16 protein-coding genes are annotated in these 21,287 nt (G+C 68.2%); 3 read left to right on the forward strand and 13 right to left on the reverse strand.

Annotation, left to right across the window (positions count from 1 at the left end):
• Positions 1–73 precede the first annotated feature (73 nt).
• From N802_RS10760 to N802_RS10770, 3 genes are all read right to left on the reverse strand, one after another.
• Positions 74–1,003, reverse strand: coding sequence for a DDE-type integrase/transposase/recombinase (locus N802_RS10760; RefSeq protein WP_211254383.1), 930 nt, complete (start codon positions 1,001–1,003; stop codon positions 74–76).
• Positions 1,004–1,065: 62 nt separating this feature from the next.
• On the reverse strand, positions 1,066–1,464 hold the full coding sequence (locus N802_RS10765; protein ID WP_156971362.1) for a hypothetical protein: 399 nt from the start codon (positions 1,462–1,464) through the stop codon (positions 1,066–1,068).
• 162 nt (positions 1,465–1,626) lie between these two features.
• Complete coding sequence (locus N802_RS10770; RefSeq protein WP_084072140.1) at positions 1,627–2,376, reverse strand: pirin family protein; 750 nt, start codon at positions 2,374–2,376, stop codon at positions 1,627–1,629.
• A 241-nt stretch (positions 2,377–2,617) separates the two neighbouring features.
• Between N802_RS10770 and N802_RS10775 the strand changes: the two genes are divergently transcribed.
• Both N802_RS10775 and N802_RS20220 read left to right on the forward strand, forming a co-directional pair.
• The gene (locus N802_RS10775) at positions 2,618–9,469 is read left to right on the forward strand and encodes an RHS repeat protein (protein ID WP_035916010.1); all 6,852 of its coding nucleotides are present in this window, start codon (positions 2,618–2,620) and stop codon (positions 9,467–9,469) included.
• Positions 9,466–10,011, forward strand: coding sequence for a hypothetical protein (locus tag N802_RS20220; RefSeq protein ID WP_156971363.1), 546 nt, complete (start codon positions 9,466–9,468; stop codon positions 10,009–10,011). The genes N802_RS10775 and N802_RS20220 overlap by 4 nt, the downstream gene beginning before the upstream one ends.
• 324 nt (positions 10,012–10,335) lie before the next feature.
• Here N802_RS20220 and N802_RS10780 read toward each other — a convergent pair whose 3' ends face one another.
• From N802_RS10780 to N802_RS10815, 8 genes are all read right to left on the reverse strand, one after another.
• Positions 10,336–10,929 (reverse strand): DUF6262 family protein, encoded by a 594-nt coding sequence (locus N802_RS10780; RefSeq protein WP_035916013.1) that lies wholly within the window; start codon positions 10,927–10,929, stop codon positions 10,336–10,338.
• Positions 10,922–12,865 (reverse strand): tyrosine-type recombinase/integrase, encoded by a 1,944-nt coding sequence (locus N802_RS19455; protein ID WP_169743417.1) that lies wholly within the window; start codon positions 12,863–12,865, stop codon positions 10,922–10,924. Before N802_RS19455 ends, N802_RS10780 begins: the two co-directional genes overlap by 8 nt.
• 482 nt (positions 12,866–13,347) lie before the next feature.
• Entirely contained in the window at positions 13,348–14,481 is a 1,134-nt protein-coding gene (locus N802_RS10790) for a tyrosine-type recombinase/integrase (protein ID WP_156971364.1), read from the reverse strand.
• A 97-nt stretch (positions 14,482–14,578) separates the two neighbouring features.
• The gene (locus N802_RS10795) at positions 14,579–14,827 is read right to left on the reverse strand and encodes a cupin domain-containing protein (protein ID WP_035916015.1); all 249 of its coding nucleotides are present in this window, start codon (positions 14,825–14,827) and stop codon (positions 14,579–14,581) included.
• Positions 14,828–14,931: 104 nt separating this feature from the next.
• Positions 14,932–16,053 (reverse strand): tRNA 2-thiouridine(34) synthase MnmA, encoded by a 1,122-nt coding sequence (gene mnmA / locus N802_RS10800; protein WP_035916016.1) that lies wholly within the window; start codon positions 16,051–16,053, stop codon positions 14,932–14,934.
• The gene (locus N802_RS10805; protein WP_035916017.1) at positions 16,053–17,231 is read right to left on the reverse strand and encodes a cysteine desulfurase family protein; all 1,179 of its coding nucleotides are present in this window, start codon (positions 17,229–17,231) and stop codon (positions 16,053–16,055) included. Before N802_RS10805 ends, mnmA begins: the two co-directional genes overlap by 1 nt.
• A gap of 106 nt (positions 17,232–17,337) precedes the next feature.
• Positions 17,338–18,294, reverse strand: a complete 957-nt coding sequence (locus N802_RS10810; RefSeq protein WP_035916019.1) for an electron transfer flavoprotein subunit alpha/FixB family protein — start codon at positions 18,292–18,294, stop codon at positions 17,338–17,340.
• Positions 18,295–18,307: 13 nt separating this feature from the next.
• Positions 18,308–19,099 (reverse strand): electron transfer flavoprotein subunit beta/FixA family protein, encoded by a 792-nt coding sequence (locus N802_RS10815; RefSeq protein ID WP_035916022.1) that lies wholly within the window; start codon positions 19,097–19,099, stop codon positions 18,308–18,310.
• Between the two features lie 201 nt (positions 19,100–19,300).
• Here N802_RS10815 and N802_RS10820 point away from each other — a divergent pair, with 201 nt between their 5' ends.
• Positions 19,301–19,906 (forward strand): HAD family hydrolase, encoded by a 606-nt coding sequence (locus N802_RS10820; RefSeq protein ID WP_052109818.1) that lies wholly within the window; start codon positions 19,301–19,303, stop codon positions 19,904–19,906.
• Between the two features lie 8 nt (positions 19,907–19,914).
• On the opposite strand, the gene N802_RS10825 is transcribed toward N802_RS10820, so the two are convergent.
• Together N802_RS10825 and N802_RS10830 are read right to left on the reverse strand one after the other, a co-directional pair.
• Positions 19,915–20,709 (reverse strand): enoyl-CoA hydratase/isomerase family protein, encoded by a 795-nt coding sequence (locus N802_RS10825; protein WP_035916025.1) that lies wholly within the window; start codon positions 20,707–20,709, stop codon positions 19,915–19,917.
• Positions 20,706–21,221 carry a T3SS (YopN, CesT) and YbjN peptide-binding chaperone 1 gene (locus N802_RS10830; protein WP_035916026.1) on the reverse strand — a complete coding sequence of 172 codons (516 nt, stop codon included), beginning with the start codon at positions 21,219–21,221 and terminating at the stop codon, positions 20,706–20,708. Before N802_RS10830 ends, N802_RS10825 begins: the two co-directional genes overlap by 4 nt.
• Positions 21,222–21,287: the final 66 nt, after the last annotated feature.

Raw genomic sequence — 21,287 nt, forward strand, 5'->3', positions numbered from 1 at the left:
GCCACCGCGCATTTCTGCGCCGCTGGGGCGACCCGCGCAGACATTTGTCAGCCGCGCACACATGCGGAAGTTGTCAACCTGTCTTGGACAGATTGATGCCAGTGGGGTCGGGGAGCTGGGGTGCTCTGGGTGCTTTGGCGTAGCGAGCCGGGTATGCCGTGTGGAGCTGGTCGAGGCGGGCTTGCCGTGTGTCGCGGACCTTGTGTGCCGTGCCGGTGAAGACGTCGTGCGGGGTGTGCCGGTTCAGGCCGACGTGACGGTGCTCGCGGCAGTAGTGGTCCAGGAACTGGGTCATCCACGCTCGGGCGTGCTCGATGGAGTCGAAGTGCTCGGGCATGCCGGGGTCGTACTTGATGGTCTTGAACAGGGCCTCCGAAAACGGGTTGTCGTCGCTGACGTTGGGCCGGGAGTACGAAGCGTCGACGACATCGGCCAGGAGGTTGCGTAGTTCGGTCGAGCGCATCTGGGTGCCGTTGTCGGCGTGCAGGACCTGCGGCAGGCCACAACGGCCGAACGCATCAGTGAACATGTCGACGGCGTGGTCGTGCAGGGAGCGGTGCTCGATTCGCCATGCCACGGGGTAGCGGGAGTACACGTCGATGGCCAGGAACAGGTGGTAGCGGACCCGGCCCGGGCCGCGCAGCTCGCTGATGTCCCAGGACCACAGCTGGTTCACCTCGCCCGCGGCTGCGACCGGTTTCGGGCGGCCCGGGCCGGTGCCACGCGGACGGCACGGGCGGCGGTCACCGACCAGGTCGCGGGTGCGAGCGATCCGATAGAACGCGCTCTGCGAGCACGTCAGGCGGCCGGCGTCGAACCCGATCCAGTACGCCTGACACACCGACGCGTCCGCGAGGTCGGGGTCGGTCATCACCTGCACGGCCGCGTCGATCTCGTCCTGCGTCAACGCGTGCGGCTGCACCACGTGCCCGCGGGCGAAGGACGCAACACGGTCGGCGAGCGGGCCCTTGCTTTGGCGGTGATAGAACGTCGAACGAGGCACTCCCAACAGCTGACAGGCCCGCGACGTCGACCACGCCCGAGCCACAGTCGCGGCCGCGTCGGTCAGGAGGTCTTGTACCTGTCGAGCCAGGCCTGATACTCCTCGACGCTCATCAACGACACCGGGACCTCGTCCTGCCCGAGCGAACTCTTCAAGGTCCCGTCCAAGAGCTCGTGTGCTTTTCCCATGATCACCAACGCCGCCTCAGCCGCCTCAACCTTGGCGCGCAACCGCTCGTTCTCCCGCTCCAACGCGACCAAGCGGGCCCGCTGCTCACTCCCCATGTTCAACCGTTTCGTCGGTGCTGCAGGGCCCAAACGGCCCTCCTCGGCGGCCATGACCCACTGGCGACCCACCTCAGCATGCAGATTCCACCGACGCAACAGCTCCGTCTTCGCGCCCCACTCCACACACTCGTGGAACTCCTTCACGAACTGCTGCTTCTCAGCCAGAGTGTGCATCCGCAGACCCTTCGACGACCGACCCGGCACGACCACTCCTCACGTTGGAAACTGTCCAACGCGAGTCTGACAACGACCGCATGCCAGCGCGGCTGGTCACCCTGTGCGCGGCTGGCACCAACCGCGCAGGAACGGGCCTCAGGGGTCAGGCGTCGCCCTGGGTCAGAGGACGTCGTGGCCGGGATGTGGCTCCGTCGGGATCGTCCCGAGTCGCCCTGCCTGGAAGTCCTCGAACGCCTGCATGAGCTCAGCCCTCGTGTTCATCACGAAGGGGCCATAGGCCGCGACGGGCTCGCGGATGGGCTGCCCACCCATGATGTAGAGGTCGAGGCTGGGGCTGCGGCTCTCCTGCGTGTCGTCGGCAGCCACCTCGAGCACAGCACCGGCCCCGAGGACGGCAAGCTGACCCATGTGGATCGGGCGCCGTTCACTCCCCACGGTGCCCCGGCCGGCCAGCGCATAGACCAGGGCGTTGTAGCCGGGGTTCCACGGCAGGCGCACCTGCGCTCCCGGAGCGAGCGTGGCGTGCACGATGCAGATGGGCGTGTGCGTCACACCCGGGCCGCCGTGACCGTCGAGGTCGCCGGCGATGAGCCGCAGGAGCGCACCACCGTCGGGGCTCGACAGGAGGGCGACGTCGCCGCCTCGGATGTCCTGGTAGCGCGGTGGCGACATCTTGAGCGAGCTCGGGAGGTTGACCCACAGCTGGAGTCCGTGGAACAGGCCTCCGCTCAGGACCAACGACTCCGGCGGCGTCTCGATGTGGAGCAGTCCTGAACCTGCGGTCATCCACTGGGTGTCGCCATTGGTGATCTGCCCGCCACCACCGTGCGAGTCCCGGTGCACGAACGTCCCGTCGATGATGTAGGTCACCGTCTCGAACCCGCGGTGCGGGTTCCACGTTATCTGCATGATTCGAGGATCGGATGGGCGGTGACCTCGGGTTTCATCGTTCACTCGCGTGGAGCCACGTGAGTCACGGGCCGATGAAAGTGGCCGGATGCGTTAAGGGCTTCGCTCGGGCAAGAGCTCATGGAGCAGGTAAAGGCAGAGTAAAAGTTCGCCGTTCAAGTTGCGGGAGAGCAACTCTTGCCTTCACTGTTCTCGCTAGTTGGCCCTGCTGGGGGGCTGTTCGTAGTTCAGGGGTTGGGCCATGACGGCTTCCTCAGGTTTCTTCGACCGGTTGTATGTCGGTGGCCTGTTCCGGCCGGCGTTGCGGGGTGTGGCGTATGCCGCGTCCGCGGCGCTGGTGGTGACGATCGCACCGATCGCGGACGCCACCCCCACGGCCACGGCTGCCGCGGCCCCGGCGGCGAAAGCCCCGGCGGCGACGGTGTCCTCGCGCCCGGACGCGGTGTCCGCGCGGGTCGCGGCGAAGGCACAAGGCAGCCGGGTCGAGGTCGAGGGGTTGCGGTCGGGGTCGTCGTCGACGTGGGTGAACCCGGACGGCACCTGGACCACGCAGCAGCATCAGGGCCCGATCCGGTTCAAGGACCCGAAGGCGAAGGACCCGAAGACCGCGGCCTGGGTGAACGTCAACCTCGATCTGGAGGGCAAGTCGGATGGCACCGCTGGCGCAGTGGGTCACCCGGCCGGGCTGTCCCTGGCCGGCAAGACCGCCGGCGCGGGCAAGGGTGCGAAGGCGGCGGCTGGGTCTGATGCGGTCGCGGTCGACGAGAAGTCCGGCCGGACCGTCTCCATGGCGTGGCCGGGCGCGTTGCCGACACCGGTGATCAAGGACGAGTCGGCGACGTACCCGGAGGTGCTGCCGGGGGTGGATTTCGTGGTGCACTCGCGCCGGTCCGGGTTCGAGTCCGATGTGGTCATCAAGACCGCCGCGGCGCGGGACGCCCTCGTCGCGAAGGCCGGCGAAGGACCGGTGTCGTTCAGCTTCCCGCTCAGGACCAAGGGTTTGATCGCCCGCGCGGAGAAGGACGGCAGCGTCTCGTTCGTCGACAACAAGGACGCGGTGGTGTCGTCGTTCGCGGCGCCGATGGCGTGGGACGCGAAGGTGGACGCGAAGTCGGGGAACCGGGTCAACGAGTCCCCGGTGACGATGACCGTGGCGCAGAAGAACCCCGGGAACGCGATGCTGACCGTGACGCCGGATCGGGAGTGGCTGACCGACCCGGACCGGGAGTTCCCGGTCACGATCGACCCGACCTACGCGACCGGGACCAGCATCACGACCAGCTTTGACACGTTCGTGTCGAAGTCGTGGGCGGAGTCGACGACGCCGCAGACGATGACCGAGCTGCGGGTCGGCACCTACAACGGCGGCGCCGACGTCGCCCGCTCGTACCTGAACTTCCCCATTGCCGGGATGCAGGGCAAGGACATCACCGCGGCCTCGCTGAGCTTGTACGAGTTCCATTCGTTCTCGTGCACCGCGATGCCAGTGACGGCGCACAACTCCGGTGCGGCCGGAACCTCCACGACGTGGGGGAACCAGCCCACCCAGTATGCGCTGGCCGGATCCGTGTCGGTTGCGAAGGGCGCCACCGGATGCGCCGCCGGGCGGATCTCGGTGCCGATCACCCCGGTCGCGCAGGGCTGGGCGTCCTCGGGTGCCGCGAATGGGTCGTTGAAGCTGTCGGCGTCGGAGACGAACAACAACGGGTGGAAGAAGTTCTACTCCCTGGAGTCCAGTTCGGACCCGTACGTCACATACACGTACAACCGGAAGCCGAACGCGGCCGCCCTGCCCACTGTGGCGGGGGCGAACACGTACACCGTCCCGGGGACGAGCACGTCGTACGTGTTCACCAGGGACACCAAGCCGGCGTTTGAGTCGTCGGCGACCGACCCGGACGCCTCCAAGGTGCGGGTCACGTTCGAGGTCCACAAGGACACCAGCGGTGCCGCCGCCTCACGCGTCACCTCGTGCGAGACGCCTCTGGGGAACTCGGCCGCGACGGTGTCGTGCGAGGTCCCGGCCGCGTTGGCGCAGAACACCTCGTCGCAGCCGGCCTGGTACGTGCGGGCCGCGGTCCGCGACGAGCGGGGCCTGTGGAACGGGACGTGGTCGCCGTGGCGCACCTTCTACCTGCAGACGGGCGCCCCACCGGCGGCGGCGGTGTCCTGCGACCGCGGGTACGCCGCGGGGACGTGGACCGACACGGACCCGACCGGTGAGGTCACCTGCACGGTGACCGCGGCCGGTGTCAATGGCGGCTACTCCGCCCCGGGCTACCTCGACCTCACCGTCGACGGCGTCGCCCAGCCCGAACCGCTGCGGATCACCGCCACCAACGACACCACGAAGGTGCACTTCACCAAGAAGTACCCGGCTTCGGCGCGCGGGTATCACGAGATCACGGTGACCCCGATCGGGCGGTCCCTGGTGCCCGGTCCGACGACCACGCACGGGTTCGGGTGGGGTGCCGCGTCCATGACGGTCCCGACTGACGGCACCACGTCGTCCGGGAAGATCAAGGTCGACGCCGGCGGCGCCCCGCGCGGGTCCGCGACGGCGGTGTCGGCGAAGGTGCAGTGGCGGGTCGCCGGGTCCGGCAACGAAACCACCGGCTGGACCGACGCCGCCGCCGGGGAGACGGTTATCACCCCGGGGTCGACGACCGTCCCGGCCGAGTACAAGAACAGAATCTTCGACCTCACCACGGCTGTGCGGGAGGCGGGGGCGTCCGCGGACATCCCGTCCCGGACCCCGGTCCGTCTCGACGTGCAGGTGTGCTTCATCTACAGCGGCGGGTCGGGTGCCGGCACGCAGTGCACCTGGTCCCAGTCCCCGGTGACGGTGACCAGGCTGCCGCACGCGTTTGGGGCCGGGTACCCGGTCGCCGACGCCGGGGTCGGGCAGGTTGCCCAGTACACCGGTGAGGTGTCCCTGTCCGGGACCGACGTGTCCGTGCCCGGGTACACCGGTGACATCTCCATCTCCCGCTCCCACACCTCCTTCGCCGGAGACGGGTCCGTGACGAACTGGCCGTCCGACCCGGTGACGGGTGTGTTCGGGCCCGGGTTCACCGCCAACCTCGACGGCGGCGAGGCCGGCCTGGCCGGGCTGACCGTGGTCGACAACACCGGCGTCGACGGCTCGATCGTGTTCATGGACGAGGAGGGCGAGCCGCTGGTCTATGTGAACCCGGCCGGGACCCGCACCTACCCCGCCGCGGGCACCACCTACGACGCAGGCACGGATGACACCGAGGATTCCGGCACCCTGCTCAAGCTCACCGGCACCGGCACGTCCACGGTGCTCACGTTGACGGAGGAGGACGGGACCGCGACCACCTGGAAGCCGCTTGCCGCACCGTCGACGGCGTCGGCGACGGTGTGGAAGCCGGACACGATCAGCGAACCCGGCCAGACCGGGAAGACCACGTTCGGTCACGACGCGACCGGGCGGGTGACCCGGATCGTCGCCCCCGTCCCGGACGGCCTCGCGGGCTCGTCCTGCCCCACCAGCGGGCCCCTGGTCAAGGGGTGCCGCGCCCTCGACGTCGCCTACGCCACGACCATGACCGCGACCGGCACCACACCGGGTGACTTCACCGGGCGGGTCAAGTCGGTCACGGCGCAACTGTGGGACCCGGCCACGTCGTCGATGAAGCCCACCGTCGTCGCGGTCTACGACTACGACATGTCGGGGCGCCTCGTGCGCGTCACCGACCCGCGCTCGGGGCTCGGCACCACCTACACCTGGTCCGGTGCCACGACCCGGATCGCGTCCGTCGCCTCCGCTGGCTTGGCGGCGACCAAGCTCACCTATGACACGGGCGGTCGCCTCACCCAAGTCGCGAAGGAAGCCCCGGCCGCCGGTGGCGCCGACGTCACCACCAGCCGGTACGTCTACGACGTCCCCACCTCCGGCAGTGGGCTGCCGACCGTCGACGACGCCGACACGGCGTACCGGCAGGCCAAGGAACCGGTGACCGGGTTCGCGGTCTTCGGGCAGGACTACACCGGCCCCACCAGCGGGGGCGGGACGGACTGGACCTACGCGGACCTGTCCTACGTCGACGACCTCGGGTACACGGTCAACACCGCCTCCTACGGCGTCAACAGGTGGCTGATCACCTCCACCGACTACGACGCCCACGACAACGTCATCCGCACCCTCGACGCGTCCGCCGCGCAGACCGCCCGGGACAACCCGGCCTGGAGCGTCGACCAGGTCAACGCGCTCTCCACCCAAACCGTGTTCAACGCCGAGGAGAAGAACGCCGCCGGCGAGGTCATCCTCCCCGCCGGGTCCCGCGTCACCGACACGTTCGCGCCCGCCCGCACCGTGTCGCTGGCCGACGGCACCACCGTCCCGGCGCGACCGCACACCCGCACCCTGTACGACGAGGGCGCACCCAACGGCGGGATCAACCCCGCCACCGGGCAGCGGTACTCCCTGGCCACGACCGAAACCACGGGTGTCTCGGACGCGGTCGCGGCATCGGGCGCGACCGACCTCGAGGTCCACTCCACCACCAAGACCGAGTACGGCAAGCACGACACCGCCGACGCCACCGAAGGCGACGGGTGGGCCCTCGGGACCGCGACCCGCACCACCACCGTCAAGCCCGGCGACAGCGCTGGGAACATCGTCAAGAGCACCCGGTACGACACGATGGGTCGGGTCACCGACACCCGCCAACCCCTCTCCAACGGTAACGATGCCGGGGCGACCAAGACCGCCTACTACACGGTCGCGGCCCAGGGCGCACCGAACGCCGCGTGTGGTGGGAGGCCGGAGTGGGCCGGTCTGACCTGCCGCACCCACCCGGCCGCCCAGCCGGCCGGGACCACCCTGCCCGACAGCGCCACGACCGGGTACTCGATGTGGCTCAAGCCGACCAGCGAGGTCGAAACCTCCGGGTCCTCGACCCGCACCACCACCACGACGTATGACGCTGCCGAACGCGCCGTCTCCTCGAAGGTGGTCGCGTCCGGGATCACCGGCTCCACGGCTCGTCCGGGGACGTACACCAAGTACGACACCACCACCGGGCTCGTCATCTACACCGGGCACCTCAACGCCGGCGGCACCGATGCCGACGGGACCGGCCGCACCACGAACACGCACGACCGGTGGGGACGGGTCACGAGCCAGTCCGGGGACGCCGGCCCGGTCACCACCGCCTACGACGCGGCCGGCCGGGTCAAGACCGTCACCGACGCCAAGGGCACCACCACCTACGGGTACGACGGCGACGGTGAGCGCCGTGGTCTGACCACGTCCCTGACGGTCACCCGCGGCGGCACCGCCGGGAGCCTGACCTACGGTGCCACGTATGACGCCGACGGGAACATGACCCGCCAGACGCTGCCCGGCCAGCTCACCCAGGTCACCACGTACGACGAAGCCGGTGAGGCGGTCGGGTTGCAGTACCTCGGCCAGGTCACCCCCGTGACCGAGACCATCGACCCCGACACCGGCGAGACCACCTGGACCCCCGGCACCCCGGTGCAGGACCAGCCGTGGCTCACCTGGTCGACCGTCAACGACGCCGCCGGCCGGGCCCGGTTCGAAGCCACCGGCACCGGTGCCGCGTTCGACAACGGCAACGGGGTCGCCACCATCGACGACGTCACCGACTGGACCGCCGACGCGGCCGGGCAGGCCTCCAGCTACGGGCGGGAGTACCGGTACGACTTCGCCGGACGCCTCAGTTCTGTCGAGGACGCCTCCTCGGCGCTCGACCCGGGCGCCGGTGAGCTGGTCGCCTCGTGTGCGACAAGGGCGTACACGTTCGACAAGAACGGGCGTCGCACCCAGCTCGCCACCACCACGCGCGCCGGCGGCGACTGCACCGCCACCGGCACCTCGACGACCGTGGCCACGACCGGGTACGACGATGCGGACCGCCCCACCACCGGCAAGGGCGGCGCCGGCACCTACGTCTACGACACCTTCGGGCGGCAAACCACCCTCCCCGCCGTCGACGCCCCCGACCCGACCAAGGGCAACATCACCCTCGGCTACTACGACGACGACCAACCCCGCACCGTCGCCCAGGGCGGGACGTCGACGACGTTCACCCTCGACGCGAGCGGGCGACGGTCCGTCCAGACCACGACCGACCCGTCCGGGACCACTACGACCACCCGGCGGTACACCGACGACGGCGACAACCCCGCCTGGATCGACACCACCGGACCCCAGGGTTCGTCGACGACTAGGTTCACCGAGTCCCTCGGCGGCGACCTGTCCGCCACCATCAACGACGACGGCGGCCTGTCCCTGTCCCTCGCCAACCCGCACGGCGATGTTGTCACGACCGTCGACATTCCGGCCGCCCAAACCAGCGACACCGCGGCGACCGCGGTCACCGGCTGGGCCGCCTACGACGAGCACGGCAACAAGGCCTCCGCCGCGGATGTGGATGCGGTCGACGGGCCCCTCGGGTACGGCTGGCTCGGTGCCAAACAACGCGCCACCAGTACCGCCACCGCCGGGCTCACCCTCATGGGGGTGCGGTTCTACAACGCGGCACGAGGACTCTTCACGTCACTCGACCCGGTCCCCGGCGGCAACGACACCGCCTACAACTACCCCAACGACCCCATCAATGAATCCGACACCGACGGACAGTGGAAGAAATGGAAGAAGTGGGGTCGGAACATCATGAGGTGGGGTGCCGGTAACTCGCGGAGCGCACGGTGGTTCCGAGGAGCATGCGGGTGGGCTCCGGGACTCGCGGGAACGGCCTGTGGTGCGTACCTTGCTGGATCCTACGCTTACTCCGGAAACCGGCGCCAAGCGGGTCGTTGGGCCATTAACGCCGCTGCATCGGCGTTTGGTGGCGGTCTGGTGAGCCGCGGCCTGACGCGAGGCCTCTGGGTCGCAAAGAGTTACAAGGCAAGCCGGAGGCTGTCGAAGAAGTCGCGGCGGTTCGGTGTGCTGCGCAGTGCGCGGTACATGTCCGCCCATGTTCACGGACTGGCGGCTAGCGGCGCCTCCAACCACGGCTACAGCGCATGGAATCGGAGGAGTTACCGGAACGCTTCCCGGAAGAGCTGGCGCCCTCGCGTCAACAGAGGCCTCCGTTGAACAGCAGCGACGCACAGGTGCTTCCCGATGGACTTCTGGGGGCAGTTTGGGGCTCCTGGCCCTTTCTTGGGATCGCCATCGCTGGACTGCTAGGCGCGGGCCGACCGGTTAGCGAGGATGCGCTCCTGTTTTCGGCGGTGTTCTTAGGTTGTGGGCTGATCAGGGCGGGCCTGTGGCTACGACATCGACGGCGTAACCGCGTCGTCGTTCGTCGCGATCACATCAGCATCGTTTCAGGTGGTCAGGCGGTCGACGTCGACCTTGCTGATGTGGTGTCGGCGGAATGGTGGTTTGGTCATCCATCGACCACATTCGACAGGATGCGGGACTACGCCATGCTGACTCTTGAGGCTCACGGCGAAGAACTAATCGTCGATCTGCTTCTATCGCGAGTCTCTGAGCAGAGGCGAGCTCTGACCGTCTTGGGTGCCGCGATGCCTACCGTCCCGTGGCGTGTCGGCTGGTCGACGGTTGGTGACAAGACCGTGGTCTGGGATCCAGGCATGAGCCCTAAGCCACCAACACGCGCCTTTCACGGGTAGGTCTTCGCCGTTCGTGAACAATCCGGCGTGGCATCCACCGGGGGAGTCGTCCCGTCTGTCTCCAGCCGTTCTGCGGGCCTGGCCGGTCACCCAGTTCGGAAGTGCGAACACAGACCACATCCTCGGCCGGGCCCGGTTCGAGCCAACCGGCACACCGCTCGAAGAGTTCCTCCAGGTGGGTAGGTTGGACGCTTCAATCAGCTGCAACCAGTCCAGAACGACACCTCATGAGCCGCAACATCTATTCGACTCGCCATGGTTCTCGTGCTATCCGAATGTCGAAACCGGTATAGCCACGGTGAGTCGCATTGCCACCGACGCGGTCTACGCACGATCTGCCAAGGGGGAACTGACTACTCCGGAAAGCCGGGACAAATCTCTCATGAGTAGCCGATTGGCGTCCGATTGAGCTTGGACCTGCGCTGCTAGTTCTTGGTTTTCGTCGGTCAACCGCCGGAGTTGCGGGCCGGTCTCCTCCCGCTCTCGATTCAGTGCCGCGACGGCCCCTTCGAGGTCGTGGATGCGTTCGACGAGTTCCGCTTGGGAATGCGTGCTGACTTCGGCGCCGAGCGATTCCTGGAGTCGTCGCCGGAGACGTGCGACCTCATGCTGCGCATCCTTCAGGTGTTCCCTGGCCAACGCAAGGTCGGTGCGGAGCCCCACAACTGTGGCAGCGTCCACCGCGCCTGGCTGGGCTTGAGCCGATTGTTGGGCACGGGTGATTGCGGCGTCCACGACAGCACGAAGCTCGGGCACCTTGTAGACCATGTGGGTGCTGACTCGTGCGCGCGCGGTGATGGAGGCCCGGGTGATCACGCCACCTTCGGCTTCGATTTCCTCGATGGCGCGCAGGACCCGGCCACGTTTGACCGCGCTGTCACGGCGGCGGGCCTCTGCCATGGGGGCGGTCTCAGGCATTCTGACTCCTTCGATCGATCACCATGAGGTCGAGGAACCGGCGGCTCTTCCGGATCTCGGCGTGGAAGGTTTCGTAGATGGCCTGCTCCTCAGGTGTGAGCGTGGTCAACTTCTCGTGCATCTTCCGCAGCACGGCCTGCATCATGCCGACGTTGTACTCAAGGTTCTCCACCACCGGCCGGGTGGCGCTGAGTTCGGCGATGGCGATCTGGGCGCGCAGGTTCTTGATCTCCTGCTCGATCTCGGGGATGTAGGTGGGGTCGGGTCGGTAGTGGTTGCACGCACCGCACTGGAATCGGATGGGGCAGCTGCGTCCTCCGGCCTTGACGTTGGATGGTTCGACGCATCCACCCAGGATGGTGGCCACTTCGGTGCGTTCGTAGGCCTCCAGGTCGCGGACCGGGCGGCTGCGTCCGTGGGTGTCCACGCGCAGTTTGTTGAGCACCTCGATGGCTTCACGCTTTCGCTTGCGGCTGACGTGGAAGTAGCCGGTGGTGGTGTCCAGGCTGCGGTGGTCCATGAGTTCTTGAAGGATCACCGGATCGATGCCCGCGTCCGCGGCCAACTGGGCGTACGCGTGCCGGAACCCGTAGAGGACGAGCTGCTCGTCAAGGAAGGGATCGCCCGCTGCGTCAAGCCGGGCCAGGAGTTGAGGTAGTTCGTCTAGGCTGCTCGTCCACTTCCGGAACGCCTGCCCGAAGTAGCCGCTGGTGACTGGTCGCGTGAAGGTGGTTCGGACGGTCAGCATGGGGAACAGTGGCCCCGAGGGGTCAGGATTGGGGACCTTGGATCGCAGGAACTCCTGCCAATCGAGGATGATGTCGACAGTGCTCCGCCAGATGGGGAGCCTGCGACCGAGGCGCTTTCCCTTGCGGTTGTCCCAGATGAGCAGTCCGCCCTCGTCGTCGACGTCACGCAGGCAGTTGAACCGCAGTTCCGTGGCCTCGTAGGGCCGCCGGCCGGTGTCGCGCAGGACTTTGTAGATGGTTTGCCACAGGTGGCCGTAGTCGTCGTTGGTCCAGCCATCGGCGCGGTGGCTGCTGCGGAAGTTCGGCTTGAACGAGGCCAGGTTGTCGTCCAGGAAGGCGATCACGTCTTCGGGGATCGCGTCACCGGGCTCCTCGTACGGCTGGGTCTTGTTCTGCTTGCGCATCCGGTGCATCGGGTGGAACGCGAACCCCTCGGGTATCCCGGCCATGTATCCGGAAGTCCTGCAGTGCAGGAGCATCTGCTTGAGCCGTCCAGCCATGCGCGTGGCTTCGGTGTAGGACAGGCCGCGGACAGTTTCGAGGTCTTTCACGATGCGCGTCATGTGGCGGAGGTCGGCCTGGGTGCGATCGTCAAAGGCCGGGGTTGCCCGCAGCGAGGCCGAGGCCGCCTTGCATGCCCTCAGGTACTGCGTCACGTCCTCACGACGCGGCAGGGTGTCCGCGACGTAGCGCTTGCCCAGGTCGCGGAGCCAGAGGCAGTCCACGTCGCACCAGTCCCAGCCGGTGCGTGGGACAACTCGGCGTTCCTGCGATGACGGGAAGAGGAACTCTGCGTGAGGTGGCCAGACGTCGCCGGCCAGCACATCGGTGCCGGTGTAGCGGTCGTGCAGTTCCGCGACGTAGGGCCGGAGGTTGTCGACGCACTGCGCGGCCTTGTGAGGCAGGACGCTGGTGTCGACGTCCAAGAGGGATATGCAGGACTCGATGTGAGGCATGAGTTGTCGGATCAGGAACGGGGCCACGGCGAACTCGGCCAGGTCGCGACGTTGCAGGCCGTACAGAATCTCGGCCCGCAGTGTCTCTGAGCAGTACTCCAACGTGAAATGGTGCGCGGGAAGGACACGGCGAGCCTGTGAAGCGAAGATGCGCGGCTCGACATCGAGGCTGCGTGCCTCGGCGTGATGGGTCCGGCACAGCTCCGTGTTGCCCGCAGTTCGCTGCTTCACGCATCCGGCGACATCGCATTCGCCCAACGCGGGCAACGGGGTCTGCGACATCGCCCACGCAATGATTGCATCGTCGGACCACTTTGTGCCGCCGACCTTGTGGAGGGCGCTGTAATGGCGGCGACAGAGCCCATGCACGCAACGGACCCGTTCGCATCCCGGGACTCGCCCCTGCCCGCACACGGCGTCGTCCAAGGGCTTGGCGACCGGCGTTTCACCGCGGGAGACTGCATTGCGGCAGCGAGCACAGTGGCCCTTCTTGACGATGGCGGCCGTGTCGCATCCGGGGGTCATACATCCGTACGCGATCGTCCTCGGGTTCGTTTGGTCACTGGCGAAGATGTGCGTTTCTTCGTGCCACTCGCTCGGTCTCCACCCGTCGTCGAGGTGGCGGGTGACGAACGCCGTCCAGGTCTCGCCGGGTTGCGGAGTTGGTGTCGCCAGGACTCTCAGTGCACCCCCACCACCGGAAGGCCGTGCCATCAGCGGGTCCTCGACCGGGCTGCCTGCAGGGCCGTGAGTGCTTCGCGCTTCCCCGCATCTGAGGTGTGCCGGTACACGGCCGTGGAGGCCAGGCTCGCGTGGCCCGCGAGCTCTGCCACCGTGGCGATGTCGACGCCTCCGTCCATGAGGTCGGTGACGTAGGTGTGCCGAAGCATGTGCGGACGGAACTCGACGCCCGACTTTCGCGCCAACCGATCGAAGCACCGTTTCGCGTTGCGGTAGCGCAGCGGCGAGGTCCGGTTCTGGGTGAAGTACAGGTTGATGAACACGAACTCCGAGCAGTCATCGGGCACCAGTACGTGCCGTTCAAACTGATAGACGCGGTAGGCGTCGACGACCTCATCGGTGACGGGCACTGCCCGAGGGTGGACACTTTTCGCCCATGCCCCGTTCTCGTTCCGCCGTCGAAGCACGTGCACGTGCGGGCCGCAGATGCGACACCCCAAGCTGGTCGAATCGCTGAGGAAGTGCATGTCGCCTCGATGCAACCCGATCGCCTCACCGATCCGGACACCCGTATCGAGCATGAGCTGCACGAGGAGGTCATCACGGGCAGTCCTCGAGGCCCTGAAGACCTGGTCCAGCTCACGGCTCGACAGCGCCTCTGGTGGTCGCCGCGGGTTGCTCACTCTCAGCGCGCTCGACCTCCCGTTCCGCCGCCGGAACTGGCCCTGCTCGCCCTCGAGCTGCCCAGGACGGAGGTAGTCGATGAACGTGGAGTCAGTGCTCAGCCGCGCGAACACCGCGGCCCCCATGAGGCCGCTCGACGCCGCGTACTGCAGGAAACTGTGGATCGCCGTGAACATCAGGGACACCGTTCCCGGGGCGGGAGGCCGACCGTAGCGCGTCGGCGATGACTCAACGAGGTGCCTGAGCAGGACGAGCTGCCGCAGACTGGCCTTGGCCCAATCGATGCCCGAGTCGTGGCAGTAGTTCAAGAACATGGCCACGTACGGCACATACGACTTGAGGGTGTTCTCAGATCTTCCCGCCGCCTCGAGCGCCACGACCCAGTCCCGCGCCGGCACGAACACGCGCAGATCCGAATCCAGGACGAGCCACGTGTCAGCAGCCCCCGACCTGCGGGCCCTCTCCACGACATACGGCGGCACTCCGTGACGGTAACCCGTGCCTCAAGACGTCCAGACTATTTCGAGCCACGGCGTGTCCGGCTCCAGGCTCTCACGTCAATCAAGGCTCCCGGTCCATTCAGATAAGCCACGGCGTGCCCTTGGGCTCGCCCGGCGCGTATTCCACCTCACCCATCTGGTCCATGTGGATGAAGGGGTCGAGGGCAGCGAGGTCGACGCCGGCGAAGGCCCGGCGGACGGGGAAGCCCTCCCCCTCGAAGCCCTGCGGCGCCGTCGTCACGCCGCTGACCGGTCTGGTGACCGCGTCGGCGCGAGGCTCCGCGACGCGGGGCAGCGCGAGGATGTTCTCGACAGTCACTGCTGGCATGACAGCTCCCTCGCGCGGTCGTCGCCGGATGCGGCGGCTCACCTCTGGCCGAACCTAGTTGAAGCCTTCACGAGCCCACAAGACCCCGGCCCCAGTGGCGCAGGTCAGCGGGGGGAGGTCACGCTGGCGCGGTCGGTGGAGGCAATGGTCGCCGATCCGACGACACGCGTCCCGTCGTAGAGCACGACCGACTGGCCCGGAGCGACGCCACGGATGCGCGAGTCGAGCCGCACGTGCACCACCTCGGGGTCGTGTTCGTCGACCCAGGCCTTCGCGGGGTACTCCTCACCATGGGCCCGCACCTGCGCTCCGACGCGCACCTCACCGACCGGCGCGGCGCCGCACCAGCGCGCGTGGTCGGCCTCGATGACGTCGACCCCGAGCAGGTCCTGGGTGCCGATGAGCACGCGGTTGGTCGACGCCTCGACACCCACGACATAGCGCGGTTCGGCGTCGAGCGACGACCGGTCGAGCCCGAGGCCACGGCGCTGGCCGACCGTGAAGCCATAGGACCCCCGGTGCTCACCCACCACCTCGCCCGACACGGCGTCGACCATCTCGCCGGGCTGCTCCCCCAGTCGCGACGTGAGCCAACCGCGGGTGTCGCCGTCGGCGATGAAGCAGATGTCGTAGGAGTCCGGCTTCTTGGCCACGGAGAAGCCGCGAGCGGCAGCCTCCTCGCGGATCCGGGGCTTCGTCGTGTCGCCGAGCGGGAAGAACGCCCGCGCCAGCTGCTCGTCGTCGAGGACGCCCAGCACATAGGACTGGTCCTTGGCAGCGTCCACTGCCCGGTGCAGCTCCCGCACCACCTCGCCGTCGGCGCCATCGCGCTCGACGATCTGCGCATAGTGACCCGTCGCGACCGCGTCGAACCCCAGCGCGAGCGCCCTGTCCAGCAGCGCCGCGAACTTGATCGACTCGTTGCAGCGCAGGCACGGGTTGGGCGTGCGCCCGGCTTGGTACTCCGCCACGAAGTCCTCCATGACGTCGCGCTGGAAGCGCTCGGCCATGTCCCAGACATAGAACGGGATCCCCAGCCGGTCGGCCACACGCCGCGCGTCTCCGGCGTCCTCGATGGTGCAGCACCCACGTGCCGACTCGCGCAGCGTGGCCGCCGAGCGCGACAGCGCCAGGTGCACGCCGACGACCTCGTGCCCGGCGTCGAGCATCCGGGCGGCCGCGACAGCCGAGTCCACTCCGCCGCTCATGGCAGCGACGACACGCATCAGGCTGCCCCGCTCGCACGTCGAGCCCGCTCGACGACGCCGGGGAGGGCGCCGAGGAACGCAGCGACATCCGCCTCTGTCGACGTGTGCCCCAGTGACAGCCGAAGGGCCCCGCGCGCCTCGGCCTCCGGGTAGCCCATCGCCAGGAGCACATGGCTCGGCTGCGGCACCCCGGCCTGGCACGCAGACCCGGTCGAGCATTCGACGCCGGCAGCGTCGAGGAGATAGAGCAGCGAGTCGCCTTCGCATCCCGGAACGAGCAGGTGGGCGTTGCCCGGAAGCCGACCCGCCGCATCACCCTCGGACCAGGACCCGCTCACGGAGATGCCCAGACCGAGCCCGAGCGCCCCGAGGATGAGGCGGTCGCGCAGGGCCGTGAGCCGCGCGGCGTGCGCTTCACGCTCGCCGACCGCTTCGACCAGGGCCACGGCGAACGCCCGTATGCCGGCCGCGTCCAGGGTCCCCGACCGCACCTGCCGCTCCTGCCCCCCTCCGTGGACGAGAGGCACGAGTCGCGCGTCGCGTCGCGCGAGCAGGGCCCCGACGCCGACGGGACCGCCGACCTTGTGGGCCGACACGGTCATGAGGTCGGCACCGCTGGCGGCGAAGTCGACGGGCACCTGACCGACGCCCTGGACGGCGTCGGTGTGGAACGGCACGCCGTGCTCTCGGGCCACGGCGGCGAGTTCGGCCACGGGCTGCACCGTGCCCACTTCGTTGTTGGCCCACATGACACTCACGACGGCCACGTCGAGGTCGGGCGTGAGCGCCGCGCGCAGGTCGTCGACCGCCATGTGTCCGTCACGGTCGGGCTCGAGCCAGGTGACCTCGGCCCCCTGACGCTTCACGAGGTACTCGACCGGGTCGAGGACGGCGTGGTGTTCGATGCCGCTCACGACGAGTCGGGAGGCGCCCACGGAGTGGAGGCGGGCGGCATACGTGCCCTTGATCGCGAGGTTGTCGGCCTCGGTGCCGCCAGACGTGAAGACGACCTCGGACGGCCGCGCGCCGAGCGCTCCGGCGATCTGTTCGCGTGATTCCTCCACGACGGCCCTGGCAGCACGGCCGGAGGTGTGGAGCGACGACGGGTTGCCGCCCCGCTCACTCTGCTCGATCCACGCAACTCGAGCAGACGCCCGCATCGGGGTCGTCGCTGCATGGTCCAGATACACACTCACCGGACAATCCTACGTTCGCCAAACAGAAACGACTTATTGCCCGTTCGGCCACCATCGCGCGCGGCGCACCGCCGCTGGGACTGGCCGAACGGGCAATAAGTCGAACTCAGGCCTTGGCCTTCTTGACGGCTTCGGTCGCCTGCGGCAGGACGGTGAAGAGGTCACCGACGACGCCGAAGTCGACGAGCTCGAAGATCGGGGCCTCCTCGTCCTTGTTGATCGCGATGATCGTCTTGGACGTCTGCATGCCGGCGCGGTGCTGGATGGCACCGGAGATGCCCGCGGCCACGTAGAGCTGCGGCGAGACCTGTTTGCCGGTCTGGCCGACCTGGTTGCTGTGCGGGTACCAACCAGCGTCGACGGCGGCGCGCGAGGCACCGACTGCGGCGCCGAGGCTGTCGGCGAACTCCTCGACCGGGCCGAAGTCACCGCCGGTGCCACGGCCACCGGAGACGACGATCGACGCCTCGGTGAGCTCGGGACGGCCGGTGGCAGCCTTGGGCTTGGACTCGGTGATCTTCGCGGCCTTGGCAGCGTCCGAGAGGGTGACCTCAATCTTCTCGACCGCGCCGGCAGCGGGGGCCGGCTCGATCGGGACAGAGTTCGGCTTCACCGCGACGATCGCGGCACCCTTGGTCACGGTCGCCTTGACCGTGTAGGAACCGGCGAAGACGGACTGCGTCGTCTCCACGCCCTCGGCGCCCGCGACCACGTCGACGGCGTCGGTGATGACACCGGACTCGGTGCGGACGGCGAGACGGGCGGCGATCTCCTTGCCGGCCGAGTTGCTCGGGATGAGCACGGCAAGCGGAGAGGTCTTCTCGACGACCGACGCGAGGATCTCGGCCTGGGGGGCGACGAGGTACTCGAGCGCGTCGGGGGCGTCGTAGACGTAGACCTTGTGGGCGCCGTACTTGGCGAGCGTGACCTGCGCCGTCTCGGCATTGGGGCCGATGAAGACGGCGGAGGGCTCGCCGAGGCGGCGGGCGATCGTCAGCAGCTCGGCGGTCGCCTTGCGGATCTTGCCGCCGGCGTGGTCGACGAGGACGAGAACTTCAGCCATGGGTGATTTCTCCTCAGAGGAACTTCTGGGCGGACAGGAACTCGGCGAGCTTGGTGCCACCGTCGCCCTCGTCGGTGACGATCTGGCCCTGCTCACGCGGGGGACGCTTGGCGAACGACGTCACCTTGGTCCACGCGGCGTCAAGGCCGACCTGGCCGGCGTCGACGCCCAGGTCCGCGAGGGTCCACGTGTCAACGGGCTTCTTCTTCGCGGCCATGATCCCCTTGAAGGAGGGGTAGCGCGGCTCATTGATCTGGTCGGTGACCGAGACGAGCGCGGGCAGGCTGGAGACGATCGTCTCGGAAGCGGCGTCGCCGTCGCGGCGGATCGTCACCGACTCGCCCTCGAGCGTCAGCTCGGAGGCGTAGGTGACCTGCGGCAGGCCGAGGCGCTCGGCGACCATCGCGGGAACGACACCCATGACGCCGTCCGTGGACGACATGCCCATGAGGACGAGATCGGGGTTGCTGCCACCCGCGGCCTTCTTGATGGCCTCGGCGAGGATGAGTGAGGTCGCGGCGGCGTCGGAGCCGTGGATGGCCTCGTCGCTCACGTGGACGGCCTTGTCGGCACCCATCTGGAGAGCCTTCTTGACCGCGTCGACAGCCTGGTCGGGGCCGACGGTGACGACGGTGACCTCGCCCTCGCCGGACTCGGCAAGCTTGAGCGCCTCCTCGACGGCGTACTCGTCGATCTCCGACAGGAGACCCTCGACGCCCTCACGGTCCGTCGTGTTGTCGGCCTCGTTGAAGGTGCGGTCGGACTGTGCGTCGGGCACGTACTTGACGCAGACGACGATGTTCATGCGTGCCTCGTCCTCTTCTCGGGGTTGGTTTCGGTGGGCTTGACGCCCTTCCACGAGCGTATGCCGGGTGCTCCCCGTCGCGATAATCCTTCGGGCGTGATGGTGGGCACAGAAAGGATTACCGCTGTGCTCCGGCCCACACGCGGCGGCAGGTGAGAGACCATCAAAGGGACGTCAAGAAGTGGCGCTGGGAGGTGCGTTGTGTTCAAGGTGCTCTTGCTCGAACTCGACGGTGTCCTCCGATTCTGGGACCCCACCCTGACCGAGGCCGTCGAGGCGAGCTACGGCCTCCCGGCGGGGGCCCTCGCGCTCGCGGCCTTCGCCCCCCACCGGTTCGACCCGGCGCTGACGGGGACGATCGACGACCAGACGTGGCGCGAGTCCGTGGCGCGCAATCTCTCCCTCGACGACGTCGACACGGCGCGCGCCGCGGTGCAGGCGTGGATGGGGCCAGTCGGTCGGGTCGATCCCGACGTGCTCGACGTCGTCCGCCTGGCACGCACCACGGTGCGGGTGGTGCTGCTCACCAACGCCACGAACCGCCTCCAGGACGACCTCGAGCGCCTAGGACTCACCGACGAGATCGACGATGCGATGAGCAGCGCCCAGCTGGGGCTGGCCAAGCCGGACCCGGACGTGTTCAGCCGGGCAGCACTGCGCAACGGCCTGATGTTCAGCGAGATCGCCTACGTGGATGCTTCGCCGGTCAACATCGCGACCGCCGAGATCCTCGGCATCAGGTCACACCGCTACGTGGGCGTCGACGAGTTCCGGACGTTCGTCGACGACGTGCTCATCGACGCCTGACGCAGACTTCAGGCGCCCTCGAAGGTTGCCTTGCCCGGCCCGTTCTCGATGAAGGACTTCATGCCGGTCGTGCGGTCCTTCGTGGCGAACACCGACGCGAAGAGCATCCGCTCGATCTCGAGGCCGGTCTGCAGGTCGGTCTCGAGACCCGAGTCGATGGCCTCCTTGGCGGCGCGAAGAGCGTAGGCCGGCCCGCCGGCATACTGCTTCATCTTTGCCTTGGCGGCGACCAGCACAGCTTCGGAGCCCCGCTCACCGGGGTCGACGACCTCGTCGACGAGGCCGATCGCGAGGGCCTCGTCGGCGTCGACGAAGCGTCCCGTGAAGATGAGGTCCTTGGCCTTGGCCGGACCGATGAGGCGCGCAAGGCGCTGCGATCCACCTGCACCCGGAATGACGCCAAGCAACACCTCCGGCTGACCGAGCTTGGTGCCCTTGGCCGCGATGCGGAAGTCACACGCGAGGGCGACCTCGCACCCGCCACCGAGGGCGTAGCCGGTGATCGCGGCGACGGTCGGCTTGGGGATCGCCGCGAGTGCCTTGGTGAAGTCCTGGAAGAGCGCGGAGTGGTCGACCATGTCGGTGTAGGACCAGTCGGCCATCTGCTTGATGTCGACACCCGCGGCGAAGACCTTCTCACCGCCGTAGAGGATGACGGCGAAGACGTCCTTGCGCTCGGTCGCCTCGGCCGCAGCGGCGATGATTCCGCGCTGGACCTCGTCGTTGAGCGCGTTCATCGGCGGGCGGTCCAGCCGGATGATGCCGATGCCGTCCTCGACCTCGAGGCGCACGACCTCCGTCACGACTGACCCTGGCCGGGCGTGGACCCGTTGACGTCGGGGCCTTCCTGACCCTGCTCACCCTGGGCACCCTGACCCGGCTCGAGGCCGAGCGCACGCTCGTGCCACAGCTGCACCGCCGAGAGGATGATCGACGTGCTCACCTGGACGAGCGTCGACAGGTCGGCTCCCTGGACGACGAGGTGCTCGCTCGTGACGACGAGGGTGTTGTTGGCGACGCCGGTCTTGACGCAGTTGAGGGAGAGGTTGACCTCGTTGCACGTCTGGGAGACCTTGGTGGCGTCGGCGGCGACCTCGTCGGGGAGGGTCCACTGGCCGAAGATCCGCATGACCGGAAGGTCACCCTCGGTGACCCGGACGAAGACCGTCTGCTCGTTGGCCTGATAGGCCACGTCGCCGTCCGTGTCGATGTTGGGCTGCGCGCCCATGTCGACGAGCACGTCGAGGACGCGACCCCGCAGGGGGTGCTCGTCGGCGGGCGGCGGGAAGTTCGGGAGGGAGGTCGGATCACTCATGGGTCCACCTTGTCACGGGTGCGATCCGACGCGCGCGGGAGGCAGCACAAACGATGCGACCGTCAC

Source organism: Knoellia sinensis KCTC 19936 (assembly GCF_000768705.1).
GTDB classification, from domain to species: Bacteria; Actinomycetota; Actinomycetes; order Actinomycetales; family Dermatophilaceae; genus Knoellia; species Knoellia sinensis.

What these genes read in the sequence shown, in the direction of transcription:
- N802_RS10765 (WP_156971362.1), bottom strand. Translation starts at nt 1,464, where the DNA reads ATGCACACTCTGGCTGAGAAGCAGCAGTTCGTGAAGGAGTTCCACGAG.
- N802_RS10770 (WP_084072140.1), bottom strand. Translation starts at nt 2,376, where the DNA reads ATGCAGATAACGTGGAACCCGCACCGCGGGTTCGAGACGGTGACCTAC.
- N802_RS10775 (WP_035916010.1), top strand. Translation starts at nt 2,618, where the DNA reads ATGACGGCTTCCTCAGGTTTCTTCGACCGGTTGTATGTCGGTGGCCTG.
- N802_RS10780 (WP_035916013.1), bottom strand. Translation starts at nt 10,929, where the DNA reads ATGCCTGAGACCGCCCCCATGGCAGAGGCCCGCCGCCGTGACAGCGCG.
- N802_RS10795 (WP_035916015.1), bottom strand. Translation starts at nt 14,827, where the DNA reads ATGCCAGCAGTGACTGTCGAGAACATCCTCGCGCTGCCCCGCGTCGCG.
- mnmA (WP_035916016.1), bottom strand. Translation starts at nt 16,053, where the DNA reads ATGCGTGTCGTCGCTGCCATGAGCGGCGGAGTGGACTCGGCTGTCGCG.
- N802_RS10810 (WP_035916019.1), bottom strand. Translation starts at nt 18,294, where the DNA reads ATGGCTGAAGTTCTCGTCCTCGTCGACCACGCCGGCGGCAAGATCCGC.
- N802_RS10815 (WP_035916022.1), bottom strand. Translation starts at nt 19,099, where the DNA reads ATGAACATCGTCGTCTGCGTCAAGTACGTGCCCGACGCACAGTCCGAC.
- N802_RS10830 (WP_035916026.1), bottom strand. Translation starts at nt 21,221, where the DNA reads ATGAGTGATCCGACCTCCCTCCCGAACTTCCCGCCGCCCGCCGACGAG.